This is a genomic window from Citrobacter sp. Cu233, from assembly GCF_030332225.1.
Taxonomy (GTDB): domain Bacteria; phylum Pseudomonadota; class Gammaproteobacteria; order Enterobacterales; family Enterobacteriaceae; genus Citrobacter.
The window spans coordinates 479021-493902 of sequence record NZ_JAOWIF010000042.1; the positions used below are offsets into that span (position 1 = coordinate 479021).

General features: G+C 51.3%; 17 protein-coding genes. 8 read left to right on the forward strand and 9 right to left on the reverse strand.

The window, feature by feature from the left end:
- Positions 1 to 10: 10 nt before the first annotated feature.
- From accA to tilS, 4 genes are all read left to right on the forward strand, one after another.
- Positions 11 to 970, forward strand: coding sequence for an acetyl-CoA carboxylase carboxyl transferase subunit alpha (gene accA, locus OGX95_RS20735; protein WP_286630811.1), 960 nt, complete (start codon positions 11 to 13; stop codon positions 968 to 970).
- Positions 971 to 1069: 99 nt separating this feature from the next.
- Complete coding sequence (ldcC, locus tag OGX95_RS20740; RefSeq protein WP_286630812.1) at positions 1070 to 3208, forward strand: lysine decarboxylase LdcC; 2139 nt, start codon at positions 1070 to 1072, stop codon at positions 3206 to 3208.
- A gap of 64 nt (positions 3209 to 3272) precedes the next feature.
- The gene (locus OGX95_RS20745) at positions 3273 to 3662 is read left to right on the forward strand and encodes a VOC family protein (RefSeq protein ID WP_286630813.1); all 390 of its coding nucleotides are present in this window, start codon (positions 3273 to 3275) and stop codon (positions 3660 to 3662) included.
- Positions 3663 to 3723: 61 nt separating this feature from the next.
- Positions 3724 to 5016, forward strand: coding sequence for a tRNA lysidine(34) synthetase TilS (gene tilS, locus OGX95_RS20750; RefSeq protein ID WP_286630814.1), 1293 nt, complete (start codon positions 3724 to 3726; stop codon positions 5014 to 5016).
- Between the two features lie 83 nt (positions 5017 to 5099).
- On the opposite strand, the gene rof is transcribed toward tilS, so the two are convergent.
- On the reverse strand, positions 5100 to 5360 hold the full coding sequence (gene rof, locus OGX95_RS20755) for a Rho-binding antiterminator (protein ID WP_048212636.1): 261 nt from the start codon (positions 5358 to 5360) through the stop codon (positions 5100 to 5102).
- Positions 5347 to 5547, reverse strand: coding sequence for a YaeP family protein (locus tag OGX95_RS20760; protein WP_005132083.1), 201 nt, complete (start codon positions 5545 to 5547; stop codon positions 5347 to 5349). The genes rof and OGX95_RS20760 overlap by 14 nt, the downstream gene beginning before the upstream one ends.
- Positions 5548 to 5746: 199 nt before the next feature.
- Between OGX95_RS20760 and OGX95_RS20765 the strand changes: the two genes are divergently transcribed.
- The 3 genes from OGX95_RS20765 to nlpE are packed head-to-tail and all read left to right on the forward strand — an operon-like array spanning position 5747 to position 7444.
- Positions 5747 to 6289 (forward strand): YaeQ family protein, encoded by a 543-nt coding sequence (locus tag OGX95_RS20765; protein WP_286630815.1) that lies wholly within the window; start codon positions 5747 to 5749, stop codon positions 6287 to 6289.
- Positions 6289 to 6711, forward strand: coding sequence for an alternative ribosome rescue aminoacyl-tRNA hydrolase ArfB (gene arfB / locus OGX95_RS20770; protein ID WP_286630816.1), 423 nt, complete (start codon positions 6289 to 6291; stop codon positions 6709 to 6711). Before OGX95_RS20765 ends, arfB begins: the two co-directional genes overlap by 1 nt.
- Positions 6712 to 6742: 31 nt before the next feature.
- A complete protein-coding gene (gene nlpE / locus OGX95_RS20775) occupies positions 6743 to 7444 on the forward strand; it encodes an envelope stress response activation lipoprotein NlpE (protein WP_286630817.1) in 702 nt (233 codons plus the stop codon).
- Positions 7445 to 7514: 70 nt separating this feature from the next.
- Here nlpE and OGX95_RS20780 read toward each other — a convergent pair whose 3' ends face one another.
- The 7 genes from OGX95_RS20780 to metN all read right to left on the reverse strand — a co-directional run bounded on the left by OGX95_RS20780 (position 7515) and on the right by metN (position 13981).
- Positions 7515 to 8336 carry a YaeF family permuted papain-like enzyme gene (locus OGX95_RS20780; protein ID WP_286630818.1) on the reverse strand — a complete coding sequence of 274 codons (822 nt, stop codon included), beginning with the start codon at positions 8334 to 8336 and terminating at the stop codon, positions 7515 to 7517.
- A gap of 53 nt (positions 8337 to 8389) precedes the next feature.
- The gene (gene proS, locus OGX95_RS20785) at positions 8390 to 10108 is read right to left on the reverse strand and encodes a proline--tRNA ligase (RefSeq protein ID WP_040230039.1); all 1719 of its coding nucleotides are present in this window, start codon (positions 10106 to 10108) and stop codon (positions 8390 to 8392) included.
- A 110-nt stretch (positions 10109 to 10218) separates the two neighbouring features.
- Positions 10219 to 10926, reverse strand: a complete 708-nt coding sequence (tsaA, locus tag OGX95_RS20790) for a tRNA (N6-threonylcarbamoyladenosine(37)-N6)-methyltransferase TrmO (RefSeq protein WP_286630819.1) — start codon at positions 10924 to 10926, stop codon at positions 10219 to 10221.
- A complete protein-coding gene (gene rcsF / locus OGX95_RS20795; protein WP_040230040.1) occupies positions 10923 to 11327 on the reverse strand; it encodes an envelope stress sensor lipoprotein RcsF in 405 nt (134 codons plus the stop codon). The genes tsaA and rcsF overlap by 4 nt, the downstream gene beginning before the upstream one ends.
- 116 nt (positions 11328 to 11443) lie before the next feature.
- Positions 11444 to 12259, reverse strand: coding sequence for a methionine ABC transporter substrate-binding lipoprotein MetQ (gene metQ / locus OGX95_RS20800; RefSeq protein ID WP_286630820.1), 816 nt, complete (start codon positions 12257 to 12259; stop codon positions 11444 to 11446).
- Positions 12260 to 12303: 44 nt separating this feature from the next.
- Positions 12304 to 12957, reverse strand: a complete 654-nt coding sequence (locus OGX95_RS20805) for a methionine ABC transporter permease MetI (RefSeq protein WP_005132073.1) — start codon at positions 12955 to 12957, stop codon at positions 12304 to 12306.
- Positions 12950 to 13981, reverse strand: a complete 1032-nt coding sequence (gene metN, locus OGX95_RS20810; RefSeq protein ID WP_048212630.1) for a methionine ABC transporter ATP-binding protein MetN — start codon at positions 13979 to 13981, stop codon at positions 12950 to 12952. The genes OGX95_RS20805 and metN overlap by 8 nt, the downstream gene beginning before the upstream one ends.
- Before the next feature lie 189 nt (positions 13982 to 14170).
- On the opposite strand from metN, the gene gmhB reads away from it, so the two are divergent.
- Positions 14171 to 14737, forward strand: a complete 567-nt coding sequence (gmhB, locus tag OGX95_RS20815; RefSeq protein WP_048212629.1) for a D-glycero-beta-D-manno-heptose 1,7-bisphosphate 7-phosphatase — start codon at positions 14171 to 14173, stop codon at positions 14735 to 14737.
- Positions 14738 to 14882: the final 145 nt, after the last annotated feature.

The following is a 14882-nucleotide window of genomic DNA, read 5'->3' on the forward strand; positions in this document are numbered from 1 at the left end:
CAGGAATACTATGAGTCTGAATTTCCTTGATTTTGAACAGCCGATTGCAGAGCTGGAAGCAAAAATCGATTCTCTGACTGCGGTTAGCCGTCAGGATGAGAAACTGGATATTAACATCGATGAAGAAGTGCATCGTCTGCGTGAAAAAAGCGTAGAACTGACGCGTAAAATCTTCGCCGATCTTGGCGCATGGCAGGTAGCCCAGCTGGCTCGCCATCCACAGCGTCCATACACCCTGGATTATGTCCGCCTGGCGTTTGATGAATTTGATGAGCTGGCGGGCGATCGTGCCTATGCAGATGACAAGGCCATTGTCGGCGGCATCGCGCGTCTGGATGGCCGTCCGGTGATGATCATCGGTCATCAGAAAGGCCGTGAGACCAAAGAGAAAATTCGTCGTAACTTCGGCATGCCAGCGCCGGAAGGCTATCGCAAAGCGCTACGTCTGATGGAAATGGCTGAGCGTTTCAATATGCCGATCATTACTTTCATCGACACCCCAGGGGCTTACCCGGGTGTGGGCGCGGAAGAACGTGGCCAGTCTGAAGCGATTGCGCGTAATCTGCGTGAGATGTCACGTCTGAGCGTGCCGGTCATCTGTACCGTTATCGGTGAAGGTGGTTCCGGTGGTGCACTGGCAATCGGTGTGGGTGATAAAGTGAATATGCTGCAATACAGCACCTATTCCGTTATCTCCCCGGAAGGTTGTGCTTCTATTTTGTGGAAAAGTGCAGACAAAGCCCCGCTGGCTGCAGAAGCGATGGGGATTATCGCACCGCGTCTGAAAGAGCTGAAACTTATCGACTCTATCATCCCGGAGCCGCTGGGTGGAGCACACCGTAACCCGGAAGTGATGGCTGCATCACTGAAAGCACAGCTGTTGGTCGACCTTGCCGATCTGGACGTGTTAAGCAAAGATGATTTGAAAAACCGTCGTTATCAGCGTTTGATGAGTTACGGCTACGCGTAAACTGCATTTATTCTGAAAAGGGCCACAGCTTTGTGGCCCTTTTTTTTACCTGCGGTTTGACCAGGCTATGATTAACTAAGGTTTTTCCAGGAGGAACGCATGAATATCATTGCCATCATGGGACCGCATGGCGTCTTTTATAAAGATGAGCCCATCAAGGAGCTTGAACGTGCGCTACAGCAGCAGGGGTTTCAGATTATCTGGCCGCAGAATAGCAACGACTTGCTGAAATTTATTGAGCACAACCCGCGAATTTGTGGCGTCATTTTTGACTGGGATGAATACAGCCTGGATTTGTGTAGCGACATCAACCAGCTTAACGAATACCTCCCACTTTACGCCTTTATCAATACCCATTCGACGATGGATGTCAGCGCACACGATCTGCGCATGGCGCTGTGGTTCTTTGAGTACGCATTGGGTCAGTCTGACGATATTGCCACGCGTATTCGCCAGTACACCAATGAATATCTCGACAACATTACGCCACCTTTTACCAAAGCGCTGTTTACCTATGTAAAAGAGGGAAAGTACACTTTTTGTACCCCAGGACATATGGCGGGAACGGCATACCAGAAAAGTCCGGTCGGTTGCCTGTTCTACGATTTCTTTGGCGGCAATACGCTTAAGGCGGATGTCTCCATTTCGGTGACTGAGCTGGGATCGCTGCTCGACCATACCGGTCCGCACCTCGAAGCGGAGGAGTACATTGCGCGCACGTTTGGTGCCGAGCAAAGCTATATGGTCACTAATGGCACCTCGACATCGAATAAAATTGTTGGCATGTATGCCGCACCTTCGGGAAGTACGCTACTGATTGACCGCAACTGTCATAAGTCTCTGGCGCATTTGCTGATGATGAGCGATGTCGTGCCCGTATGGCTCAAGCCGACGCGTAATGCGCTGGGTATTCTTGGTGGTATACCTAAGAGTGAATTTACCCGGGAGAGTATTGAGCGCAAGGTCGCAGAGACGGTACAGGCGCAATGGCCAGTGCATGCGGTAATTACTAACTCCACTTACGATGGGTTGCTCTACAACACTAACTGGATCAAACAAACGCTGGATGTGCCTTCTATTCATTTTGATTCAGCCTGGGTGCCATATACCCATTTTCATCCAATCTATCAGGGAAAAAGTGGTATGAGCGGCGATCGGGTGCCGGGAAAGGTGATTTTTGAAACCCAGTCCACCCACAAGATGCTGGCTGCGCTGTCGCAGGCTTCGCTGATTCATATTAAAGGCGATTATGACGAAGAGACCTTCAACGAAGCCTTTATGATGCACACCTCCACCTCACCGAGTTACCCGATTGTCGCTTCGATCGAGACGGCGGCAGCGATGCTACGTGGAAACTCAGGTAAGCGATTAATCAATCGCTCCGTTGAGCGGGCATTACACTTTCGCAAAGAAGTACAGCGACTGCGTGAAGAATCTGACGGCTGGTTCTTTGATATCTGGCAGCCCGAAAAAGTGGATGAAGCAGAGTGCTGGCCAGTAGCACCTGGCGAAGACTGGCACGGATTTGTTGATGCTGATGCCGACCATATGTACCTCGACCCGGTGAAAGTGACCATTCTGACGCCAGGGATGGATGAGCAGGGAAATATGAGCGAAGAGGGGATCCCCGCTGCACTGGTGGCGAAATTCCTTGATGAACGCGGTGTCGTCGTGGAGAAAACGGGCCCGTATAATCTGTTATTCCTGTTCAGTATTGGTATTGATAAAACCCGGGCGATGGGTCTGCTACGTGGACTAACGGAATTTAAACGTTCGTACGATCTGAATTTACGCGTTAAAAACATGCTGCCGGATCTGTATGCTGAGGATCCCGATTTTTATCGCAATATGCGCATTCAGGATCTGGCACAGGGAATCCATCGATTGATCCGCCAACACGATCTCTCCGGGTTGATGCTGCGGGCATTCGACACGTTGCCGGAAATGAAAATGACGCCACATCAGGCCTGGCAGCGGCAGATCAAAGGTGAAGTGGAGACCGTGACCCTCGATCAACTGGTGGGGCGCGTTTCTGCCAATATGATCTTGCCTTATCCTCCCGGTGTCCCGCTGCTGATGCCCGGAGAAATGATCACAGAAAAAAGCCGGTCAGTGCTCGATTTCCTGCTGATGCTGTGCTCTGTGGGGCAGCGCTACCCTGGATTTGAAACTGATATTCATGGAGCTAAGTTGGGAGAGGACGGCGTGTATCGTGTGAGAGTCCTAAAAATGGCATAACGACTTGCCTGAACCCGTTGCGCACGAGTAACGTGCTGAGAGTAAAATTAAAGAGGCGAAGAACATGCTGGGGTTAAAACAGGTTCACCATATTGCCATTATTGCGACGGACTACAGGGCCAGTAAGGCATTTTACTGTGATGTATTAGGCTTCACGTTAATGAGTGAAGCCTACCGGGAAGAACGTGACTCCTGGAAAGGTGATCTGGCGCTGAATGGCCAGTACGTGATTGAGCTTTTTTCTTTTCCATTTCCCCCCTGTCGTCCCAGTAGACCGGAAGCCTGCGGTTTACGCCATCTGGCGTTCAGCGTCGAGGATGTGGAAAAGTCGATTGCTCATCTTGAAGGCCACCATGTGAAATGTGAGCCGGTGCGCATCGATCCCTTTACCGGTAAACGCGTTACGTTTTTTAACGATCCAGACGGATTACCGCTTGAACTGTATGAGCTGTAAGGCTTGTCATTGTCGCTTTAGCCCGGTAACGTGCCGGGCAATGCTATTGTAAGCAATCATCATGACGACACTTACGCTGAATACTTCACTTCTGAACACTAACGCGATCCTCGTTGCCTTTAGCGGCGGCCTCGACTCTACCGTGCTGTTGCACCAACTGGTGCTGTGGCGAATGCAGCATCCGGAGGTCTCTCTGCGGGCCATCCATATACATCATGGGTTAAGCCCGCACGCAGACCGTTGGGTGCAACATTGTGAGGCGGTATGCGTGCAGTGGCAGGTTCCACTGGTGGTTGAGCGGGTTCATCTGCAGGATGACGGGCTGGGCATCGAGGCGCAAGCCCGACGAGCGCGCTATCAGGCCTTTGCGCAGACACTGTTGCCTGGAGAGGTGCTGATGACCGCTCAGCATCTGGACGATCAATGTGAGACATTTTTGTTAGCGCTTAAGCGTGGTAGTGGTCCTGCAGGGCTTTCGGCCATGGGGGAAAGTTCGCCTTTTAGCGGTACCCAACTCATTCGACCTCTGTTGATGCAAACGCGTGGTGCGCTTGAGCAGTGGGCGCGCCAGCATGAATTACGGTGGATTGAAGATGAAAGTAATCAGGATGATGCCTACGATCGCAACTTCTTACGTCTGCGTATTATCCCGCACCTGCAACAGCGGTGGCCGCGCTTTGCGCAAGCTACAGCCCGTAGCGCTGCGCTGTGTGCCGAGCAGGAACGTTTACTGGATGAGTTGCTGACCGACGATTTAGCCAACTGCGTTACGGCGCAAGGTACACTCTTGCTCGGGCCATTAATGACGATGAGTACCGTACGACGTGCTGCGCTGCTTCGTCGCTGGCTGGCAGGATTAAATGCACCGATGCCTTCCCGTGATGCGTTAGAACGTATCTGGCAGGAAGTCGCGTTGGCACGTGAGGACGCATCGCCCTGTTTTCACCTTGGTGAGTATGACGTCCGCCGTTATCAGTCGCAGCTGTGGTGGGTGAAGTCGGTTGACGGGCAAAGTGAAACCGTCATCCCGTGGCAATCCTGGAAAACGCCGTTAGCGCTGCCTGCAGGGTTGGGCGAGATACAGCTTATCGCTACGGGTGAGCTGCGCAGGCCACACGTTGATGAACCCGTTAGTATTCGTTTTAAAGCGCCAGGGTTATTGCATATTGTCGGGCGTAACGGTGGGCGTAAGCTTAAAAAAATCTGGCAGGAGCAGGGTATTCCTCCCTGGCGGCGAGACACCACGCCATTACTGTTTTACGGTGACACGCTGATTGCGGCTGCAGGGGCCTTCGTGACGCATGACGGGCTGGCAAAAGATGAAGACGGGGTGAGTCTGGTGTGGCGTGCCTGATGGCGCTGCGCTTATCAGGCCTACGTATCGTATGGAAAGTAGGTCTGATAAGGAGCCTGCACCGCCATCCGGCAACAAAATAATCAGGATTCGCTGACCACCACAGTACCGATTTGCGGGTGGCTGAAGCTGGCAATTTTGTCGAGGCGAAGCTCACGGGTTTCACCCGAGACATCGGCGACCAGATATTCCACATTTTTGCGTGAAACCAGGTCATTGGCTTTCGCCTGCAGAACTTCGCCATCTTTGAGCGCCAGCGTCAGTAACAAATGGTGCTGGCAGGCGAGTTCAAGATTGTCGTAATCATCACAGTTGATGGGTTGATACGTTTCATTCATTGACATAATCGCTCACCAGTAAGTTCGCGGCAGCATAGGCCGCCTTTTCCCTGACCGACTCTGAAAGGGCGCTGTCTGCCGCCACTTCATTAAGTACCTTCAATACGCAACCCAGCGCATCCGGGACATACCCTAAGTCTCCGCTGGCGATTTCCGCGTACCGCTTGCGTATTAACTCACAATATTTTTCCACATGCCCTCCTGTCAGCACTCTGACTTAACCGTGGATGCAAGTCTAAGCCTACGAAGATAAACTCTGTTTAGCAAGGTGACTATACCATACTCATTCAAGCAATATCAGCGCCTTGATAGACGGTACGTTCGTTAGCGGTTAGCAGCCTTTTGCCACAGTTTTCGCTACAATGGACGCCTGATTCAAAAGGAGTTCTCCCATGGCGCTTAAAGCGACAATCTATAAAGCCGTCGTCAATGTAGCGGATCTCGACCGCAACCAGTTTCTTGACGCGACATTGACGCTGGCGCGTCATCCTTCAGAAACCCAGGAACGCATGATGTTGCGTTTGTTGGCATGGATTAAATATGCTGACGAGCGGCTGCAATTCACGCGGGGTTTAAGCGCTGAAGACGAACCCGAAGCATGGTTGCGCAACGATCACCTGGGCATCGATCTCTGGATTGAACTCGGTTTGCCGGATGAACGTCGCCTTAAGAAGGCGTGTACCCAGTCTGCTGAAGTCGCTTTGTTTGCCTATAACAGCCGCGCAGCGCAAATCTGGTGGCAGCAGAATCAGACCCGATGCGCGCAGTTTGCCAATTTATCCGTGTGGTATCTGGATGATGAACAACTGGCGCAACTGAGTGAGTTCGCAGGACGCACCATGGCGCTGCAGGCAACTATTCAGGACGGTGCTATCTGGTTGTCAGACTCTCAGAACAATCTGGAAATTCATCTGTCTGCGTGGCAGCAGCGTTGATGATTATTATCTCCCGAAATGTCTCTATCCCTGATAACGAGCTGGAAATCACCGCTATTCGGGCACAGGGGGCAGGTGGACAGCACGTTAACAAGACCTCAACGGCTATTCATTTGCGCTTTGACATTCGGACCTCCAGCCTGCCAGAGTATTACAAGGAACGCCTATTGGCTGCCAGCCATCATCTGATCAGCGGCGATGGTGTCATTATTATTAAGGCTCAGGAATACCGTAGCCAGGAATTGAACCGGGAAGCGGCAATATCCCGGCTGGTGGCAGTGATTAAAGAATTAACCGCAGTGCAGAAAAGCAGGCAGGCAACGCGCCCGACACGCGCTTCAAAAGAGCGCAGATTGTCATCGAAGGCGCAAAAATCCACTGTGAAGGCACTGCGCGGGAAAGTTCGTCGCCCACAGGACTGACGAATGGGAATACAATATTTAGAAGGAATCTGTGGTGAAAACAGCAATACTGTCATTAGCAGCTGTATTTACACTCTTTGCCTTGATCGGCTGTAACAATCGCTCTGAAGTTGATGTTCTGCAACCGACACAAGCGGCAGAATTAAAACCGATGCAGCAAAGCTGGCGTGGCATCTTGCCTTGTGCGGACTGCGAAGGGATTGAAACCTCTTTGTTCCTGGAAAAAGATGGAACATGGGTAATGAACGAACGCTATCAGGGCGTACGTGATGAACCCTCTTCGTTTGCTTCATATGGCTCGTGGGCGCGTACGGCTGACAAGCTGGTGCTGACGGACAGCAAAGGTGAAAAGTCTTACTACCGGGCAAAAGGCGAGGCACTGGAAATGCTCGATCGTGAAGGCAATCCAATTGAGTCACAGCTCAACTACACCTTGCAGCCGGTTTCTGCCAGTCTGCCCGTGACGCCAATGCCGATGCGTGGGATGTATTTCTACATGGCGGATGCGGCGATCTTTACCGACTGCGCAACGGGTAAACGCGTTTCTGTAGCGAACAATGCGCAACTGGAGCGAGATTATCTGGCTGCGCGTGGCGCAACGGATAAGGCGGTTCTGCTAACGGTGGAAGGGCACTTCACGATGGAAGCAAATCCGGATACGGGCGTGCCAGTTAAAACTTTAAGAGCGGATAAAGAAATTAAGTTTATCCCCGGGCAGAGTTGCGAAAATTAATCTGTCGCTTATAAAAACTGTCCGGTGATTTCGCGGACAGTTTTTCCTATTTTCGGCTTCATAGATTTTATCAGATCAATCCAACAAAGCGGCTCGTTCTGATATAAATTCCTAACTTCAGGTGGCCGACATACTGTAGCTGCGTTTCAGACTTAAACGCGGAAATATCGCCTTCGCGCATATGCATCAGGTCGGAAGGACTGATCCAACCCGACTGCGCCATCGTTAGCGGATGCCCGGCTTTGGCAAACGCATCACTCACGAATTCGGAGCAAAACCACGCCTTCTTTTCCCCCTCGCTGGTATTGCTCAATTGTGCTTTCGCCAGTCCGCTGATGCATTGCTGGCGAAAATCCTCTGAGAAAGGATTCAACGAACATATTTGCTTGGTCATCATAAACGGAATAAATTCTGCGATGCCGCGATAGTTATAGCCGCTGTCCTTGATTTTATAGGCAAATATTTTGATGTCTTCGGCCTGCTGCGGGGTGAGGTCGGGGACCCTCAGGGCAAAAAGCTTATCACTGTGCTTTTCCACCTGCTTAAGAGAAACGATTTGTACGCCCGCCCCGGTCGCTTCTGCAACTTCATTATTACCCAGGTAAACGGCGACATGACTGACGGAAGAAGTGCTGAACGCGCGGATACTGAATGACGTGACCCCAAGGCTGGAAGAGAATAATAGATCGCCAGGCTTGAGGTCGGTATCTGTAATCTCATGTAGTGCCTTAGCGGTAAATGAGCTTTGATGCTGGAATTTTACCACCCATTTTTTTGCCTGTGCATCTACAGCGGTTGCAGATGAATTCTGCTGACTGACGTCAACCGTGCAGGCTGAAAGAAGAAGACAGATGGGGAAGAGCAGTCGGTAATACGCTGTTGGTTTAGCCATTTTATACAATCCATGTAAAAAAAGGCCCTGATTATCAGGGCCTTTTGCTGGTGTTAGCCTTTAATCGCTTTGACCAGATAGTCAACAATGTCGCCGGTTTTAATCAGCTGTTTCTCGCCGTTACGACGATATTTGTATTCGATATCATCGTTATCGAGGTTACGGTCACCGAGCACGATGGTGTGCGGAACACCGATCAGTTCCATATCGGCAAACATCACACCCGGACGCTCTTTACGATCGTCCATCAGCACTTCGATACCCTGTGCACGCAGTTCTGCGTACAGCTTCTCTGCCAGTTCCTGCACACGGTAGGATTTGTGCATGTTCATTGGCAGAATAGCGACCTGGAACGGTGCGATAGCATCCGGCCATACAATGCCACGATCGTCAAAGTTCTGCTCAATAGCGGCAGCAACAACGCGAGTCACCCCGATACCGTAGCAGCCCATGGTCAGAATCTGATTACGGCCATCTTCACCCTGAACGGCAGCTTTCATCGCTTCAGAATACTTGGTACCCAGTTGGAAGATGTGACCCACTTCGATACCACGTTTAATCAGCAGTGTACCTTTGCCATCCGGGCTTGGGTCGCCTGCGACCACATTACGGATATCTGCCACTTCTGGCGTTGCAACATCACGATCCCAGTTAATACCAAAGTAGTGTTTACCATCGATGTTTGCACCGGCAGCGAAATCGCTCATTACCGCCACGGTACGATCGATAACCACCGGGATTGGCATGTTCACCGGACCGAGTGAACCCGGACCTGCTTTCACGACGGCACGGATTTCTTCTTCAGTAGCAAAAGTCAGCGGGCTGGCAACCTGCGGCAGTTTTTCTGCTTTAACTTCGTTCAGCTCGTGATCGCCGCGAACCAGCAGAGCAACCAGCGGGTAGCTGCTGCCTTCAACCGCTTTCACCAGCAGGGTTTTAACGGTTTTTTCAATGGGCAGATTAAACTGCTCAACCAGTTCCGCGATAGTTTTCGCATTCGGTGTGTCAACCAGCGTCATTTCCTGAGTGGCGGCTGCGCGGGGTTCTTTCGGCGCAACGGCTTCAGCAAATTCGATGTTGGCAGCAAAATCGGAGCTGTCGGAGAATACAACGTCATCTTCGCCGCTTTGTGCCAACACCTGGAATTCGTGAGAAGCGCTACCGCCGATAGAGCCGGTATCAGCCTGTACTGCGCGGAAATCCAGGCCCATACGGCTAAAGATTTTGCTGTACGCGGCATACATCGCGTCGTAAGTTTCCTGCAGAGATTCCTGAGAAGTATGGAAAGAGTACGCATCTTTCATCAGGAATTCGCGGGAACGCATCACGCCGAATCGTGGGCGAACTTCATCACGGAATTTCGTCTGGATCTGATAGAAGTTCAGCGGCAGCTGTTTGTAAGAGCTCAGCTCATTACGGATCAGGTCGGTGATGACTTCTTCATGCGTTGGGCCGAGTACGAATGAGCGATCGCCACGGTCTGCGATACGCAGCAGTTCCGGGCCGTACTGTTCCCAACGACCGCTCTCTTCCCACAGTTCAGAAGGCTGAACGACCGGCATCAACACCTCGATCGCACCGGCGTTGTTCATTTCTTCACGCACGATGTTTTCGACTTTTTTCAGGACGCGCACGCCGGTCGGCAGCCAGGTGTATAACCCGGAGGCCAGCTTGCGGATCATCCCGGCGCGCAGCATCAGCTGGTGGCTGATGACTTCGGCGTCGGCAGGAGTCTCCTTCAGAGTGGAGAGCAGATATTGGCTAGTACGCATGTTGTTACGGTTCCAGTTGAACGATCGAACAGGCTGGATGCCAGCCTGACACAAAAAAAGTGGTTTAGTTTACCAGCGAGAAAGGGATGTCAAAAGAGAAGGGCACGAAATTAGCGGGGTTCAAGCGCAAAGACTTCAAAACCTTCTTCCGTTACGCGCCAGCGCACGTTGAAATCGTGTAGCCAGACGGCATACGCTTTGCCTGTCTCTTCACCCTTACGATACGCAGGACGTGGGTCCTGTGCCAGTACTTCGCCGATAAATGTTTTCAGCAATGGATAACGTTTTTCCAGCGTCAGAAGCTGTTGTTCAACCTCCGTAGTGAAACTTACCGCCATTTCAGCAACCGGCGCATGCTGCGCGTAGCTGGCTGTGGCGTCAGGCAGTGCTTCTGCAAATGGCAGATAAGGTTTGATGTCGACCACCGGCGTTCCGTCGACCAGGTCCAGACTACCGAGTTTCAGAATAACGCGCTCTTTGTGGCAGACAATTTCTTTTAACTCAACCAGCGACATCCCGACAGGGTTAGGGCGAAAGGTTGAACGCGTGGCAAAGACGCCCATTCTGGCGTTACCGCCCAGACGGGGTGGGCGCACGGTTGGACGCCATCCACCTTCCATTGTCTGATGAAAAACAAAAATCACCCACAAATGGCTGAATGCTTCCAGGCCGCGAACAGCATCGGCCTGGTTATAGGGCGCGAGCAAATGCAGTTCGCCGTTGGCGCTTTTCACCAGACCCGGCTGGCGCGGCACAGCGAACTTTTCTTTATAAGGAGAGCGGATAACGCCTATTTGCTCGAACTGAAAATGACTCATTTAGACGAAATGTTCAGGGCAGAACCGATGCAAACAGCCTGACGATAGCAACCCGGCGTCCCGCTGGTGACTTCGCAGCTGTGCAGCAATACCGCATTGGCTTTCATTTTGGATGCGTTTATCTGCATGCGTTTGCGTGCGGTTGGAATACTCGGAGGGGAATCCTGGTTTGATGCCTGGCAGGACTCTCCACTCACTTCGCCAAGATCGCGGAATGGTTTACCGACCAGATCTTCTGCGTTGGTAATAATTCTGACCGGCGTCGCGCGCGGTGCTTTTGGTTTTTCCGGCTCCGCTTTTGGCGGGGTAGCGGTGCTTTGAACGGGTTCAACAGGGGATCTGCTTAACATAGAACAGCCGCTCAGCATGAGTGCTACTAAACAGATCGGTAAAGCACGCATAATATTTCCTCAATGAATGATCTAAACGTCAGATATTGAATCAGGTGCTTGCATAAATGACAAGACGGGCAAGCGCCCGTCCTGATGATATTACAGATTGTGAAAACAGCCTAAAATTACCAGCCTTTAACAGCACCGCCGTTGAAGACTTTGTTTGCCGCTTCGTACACTTCGTCTGACTGGTATGCTTCAACGAATTTCTTCACGTTCTCAGCATCTTTATTGTCTTCACGAGTCACGATCAGGTTCACGTATGGGGAATCTTTATCTTCAACAAAGATACCGTCTTTTGCCGGAGTCAGGCCGATCTGGCTGGCATAGGTGGTGTTGATGACTGCCAGTGCGATTTGCGCGTCGTCCAGTGAGCGTGGCAACTGCGGCGCTTCCAGTTCAACCAGCTTCAGGTTTTTCGGGTTTTCAATCACGTCCAGCGCGGTCGGCAGCAGGCCAACGCCATCTTTCAGTTTAATCAAGCCGACTTTCTGCAACAGCAGCAGGGAACGGCCGAGGTTAGTCGGGTCGTTTGGAATAGCGACCTGAGAGCCATCCTGCAGTTCATTCAGTGATTTGATTTTTTTGGAGTAGCCTGCAATCGGATAAACAAAGGTATTGCCTACGGCAACCAGTTTGTAACCACGATCTTTGATCTGCTGATCCAGGTACGGTTTGTGCTGGAAGGCGTTTGCATCGATATCGCCTTTGCTCAGCGCTTCATTGGGCAGGACATAATCGTTGAACGTGACCAGTTCAACATCCAGACCGTATTTTTCTTTAGCCACTTTCTGTGCGACTTCAGCAACCTGCTGCTCTGCGCCAACGATAACACCCACTTTGATGTGGTTAGGATCTTTTTCATCCTGGCCACAACCCACAAGTGCCAGAGAACCGATCAGGGCTCCAACTGCCGCAAAGGTTTTGAATTTGAACGCCATGCTTATTTCCTTTTCTTAATGAGTTTTTAGTGTTGTGTGTAACGTTATTTGTGCGTGACTGCCCGGACGATGCGATCGCCGGATAACTGAATTAAATAAACCAGAACGACGAGCAATACCAGTACTGTATTCATTACGGTAGCGTTATACCCAATGTAACCATACTGATAGCCAATCTGGCCAAGACCGCCTGCACCGACAGCACCGCCCATAGCTGAGTAACCGACCAGGGTAATCAGGGTAATCGTTGCTGCATTGACCAGACCGGGGAGAGCTTCAGGCAGCAATACCTTACGCACGATCTGTAACGGTGTAGCGCCCATCGCACGGGAGGCCTCAATCAGCCCGGTTGGGATCTCCAGCAAGGCGTTCTCAACCATACGAGCAATAAATGGCGCGGCGCCAACGGTTAGCGGGACGATAGCAGCCTGCAAACCGATAGAGGTGCCAACAATCATGCGGGTGAATGGAATCATCCAGACCAACAAAATAATGAATGGGATGGAACGGAAAATGTTAACCAGCGCAGAAAGCGTGCGGTACAACTTCGCGTTCTCAATGATTTGTCCTGGACGCGTTACGTACAGCAGTACGCCAACGGGCAGGCCAATCACAAAGCCAAAAAAACCGGACACAAAGGTCATTGCCAGCGTTTCCCATACGCCGCGAACCAGCAGCCAAATCATCGGCTCAGACATAACCCAGTACCTCTACTTTTACGTGGTGTTCCTGCAACCAGCTAATGGCAGCTTGTGTGTCTTCTTGTGTACCGTGCATTTCAGTCAGCATGATGCCGAACTTCACGCCGCCGGCGTAATCCATCTGCGCGCTGATAATGTTGTTATTCACATTAAAACGGCGGGCCGTTTCTGAGAGTAATGGTGCATCAACAGAGTGACCGGTGAACTCCATGCGCAGCATGGGCACGCTGTCGGCTTGCGGCTCTGCTTTTAAACGTTCCAGGTAATCTTCCGGAATATCCAAATGCAGCGTGGACTGGATAAACTTCTGTGCCAGCGGGGTTTTGGGGTGTGAGAACACTTCGCTGACGGTGTCCTGCTCAATCAGTTCACCATTGCTGATGACCGCGACGCAGTCACAGATACGTTTTACAACGTCCATCTCATGAGTAATCAGCAGAATGGTGAGACCCAGGCGACGGTTAATATCTTTCAGTAATTCGAGAATCGAGCGGGTCGTAGCGGGGTCGAGGGCGCTGGTGGCTTCATCGCACAGCAGTACTTTAGGGTTACTTGCCAGAGCACGGGCAATCGCTACACGTTGCTTCTGACCACCGGAAAGGTTCGCCGGGTAGCTGTCGTGCTTGTCGCCAAGGCCAACCAAATCCAACAGTTCCGTCACACGACGTTTAATCTCTTCTTTTGGCGTGTTATCCAGCTCCAGCGGAAGCGCAACGTTGCCAAAAACAGTACGGGAGGAGAGCAGGTTAAAGTGCTGGAAAATCATGCCAATTTGACGGCGCGCTTTAGTCAGCCCGGATTCAGAGAGCGTCGTCAGCTCCTGACCGCCAACCTGAACACTGCCTTCAGTCGGGCGCTCGAGCAGGTTTACGCAGCGAATGAGTGTACTTTTACCGGCACCGGAGGCACCAATAACGCCATAAATCTGTCCGGCGGGAACATGCAGGCTGACATTGTTTAGCGCCTGAATCGTGCGAGTCCCCTGCTGGAACACTTTGGTGATATTCGAAAGTTTAATCATTGGTTATTTATTATCGTAATTAAGTTAGCCGTGGCATTTTCGTCTGTCTGGTACGGTCGACGCCGTCAACAAGATGGATGTTAAGGCATCCAGACGTCTAAATCAATCGGGCTTTGCACGATGAGCACTTTCTTGCCCGCCGAAACATGCGATACTAGAGCAACATGCCTTATTCAGGAGCTATAAAAGGTGGCAAAGTCTGTACCCGCAATTTTTCTCGACCGTGACGGCACTATTAATGTGGACCACGGTTACGTCCATGAGATCGACGAGTTTGAATTTATCGACGGTGTCATTGATGCTATGCGTGAACTTAAAAAGATGGGTTATGCGCTGATTGTCGTGACGAACCAGTCTGGTATTGCCCGTGGCAAATTTACCGAGGCACAATTCGAAACGTTGACTGAATGGATGGATTGGTCATTGGCCGATCGCGATGTTGATCTGGATGGTATCTATTATTGTCCTCATCATCCACAGGGCACAGTCGAAGAGTACCGCCAGGTCTGCGACTGCCGTAAACCACATCCGGGCATGTTTATCTCAGCGCGAGACTTTCTGCACATCGATATGGCTGCTTCTTATATGGTGGGCGACAAAATAGAAGATATGCAGGCGGCGACAGCTGCAAATGTAGGAACGAAGGTATTAGTGCGCACAGGCAAGCCAGTCACTCCGGAAGCAGAAAATGCGGCAGATTTAGTGCTAAATAGTCTGGCGGACCTGCCAATGGCGATAAAAAAGCAGCAAAAGTAAGCGTTATGGATAAAAGGTGAGCGGTTGAAACAAAAATGCATTTTTCCGCTTGTCTTCCTGAGTCGACTCCCTATAATGCGCCTCCATCGACACGGCGGATGTGAATCACTTCACACAAACAGCCGGTCCGGTTGAAGAGAAAAAT

Excerpts from the sequence above, each read along its gene's own strand:
- accA (WP_286630811.1), top strand. The coding sequence starts at position 11 with ATGAGTCTGAATTTCCTTGATTTTGAACAGCCGATTGCAGAGCTGGAA.
- ldcC (WP_286630812.1), top strand. The coding sequence starts at position 1,070 with ATGAATATCATTGCCATCATGGGACCGCATGGCGTCTTTTATAAAGAT.
- OGX95_RS20745 (WP_286630813.1), top strand. The coding sequence starts at position 3,273 with ATGCTGGGGTTAAAACAGGTTCACCATATTGCCATTATTGCGACGGAC.
- tilS (WP_286630814.1), top strand. The coding sequence starts at position 3,724 with ATGACGACACTTACGCTGAATACTTCACTTCTGAACACTAACGCGATC.
- rof (WP_048212636.1), bottom strand. The coding sequence starts at position 5,360 with ATGTCAATGAATGAAACGTATCAACCCATCAACTGTGATGATTACGAC.
- OGX95_RS20765 (WP_286630815.1), top strand. The coding sequence starts at position 5,747 with ATGGCGCTTAAAGCGACAATCTATAAAGCCGTCGTCAATGTAGCGGAT.
- arfB (WP_286630816.1), top strand. The coding sequence starts at position 6,289 with ATGATTATTATCTCCCGAAATGTCTCTATCCCTGATAACGAGCTGGAA.
- OGX95_RS20780 (WP_286630818.1), bottom strand. The coding sequence starts at position 8,336 with ATGGCTAAACCAACAGCGTATTACCGACTGCTCTTCCCCATCTGTCTT.
- proS (WP_040230039.1), bottom strand. The coding sequence starts at position 10,108 with ATGCGTACTAGCCAATATCTGCTCTCCACTCTGAAGGAGACTCCTGCC.
- tsaA (WP_286630819.1), bottom strand. The coding sequence starts at position 10,926 with ATGAGTCATTTTCAGTTCGAGCAAATAGGCGTTATCCGCTCTCCTTAT.
- rcsF (WP_040230040.1), bottom strand. The coding sequence starts at position 11,327 with ATGCGTGCTTTACCGATCTGTTTAGTAGCACTCATGCTGAGCGGCTGT.
- metQ (WP_286630820.1), bottom strand. The coding sequence starts at position 12,259 with ATGGCGTTCAAATTCAAAACCTTTGCGGCAGTTGGAGCCCTGATCGGT.
- OGX95_RS20805 (WP_005132073.1), bottom strand. The coding sequence starts at position 12,957 with ATGTCTGAGCCGATGATTTGGCTGCTGGTTCGCGGCGTATGGGAAACG.
- metN (WP_048212630.1), bottom strand. The coding sequence starts at position 13,981 with ATGATTAAACTTTCGAATATCACCAAAGTGTTCCAGCAGGGGACTCGC.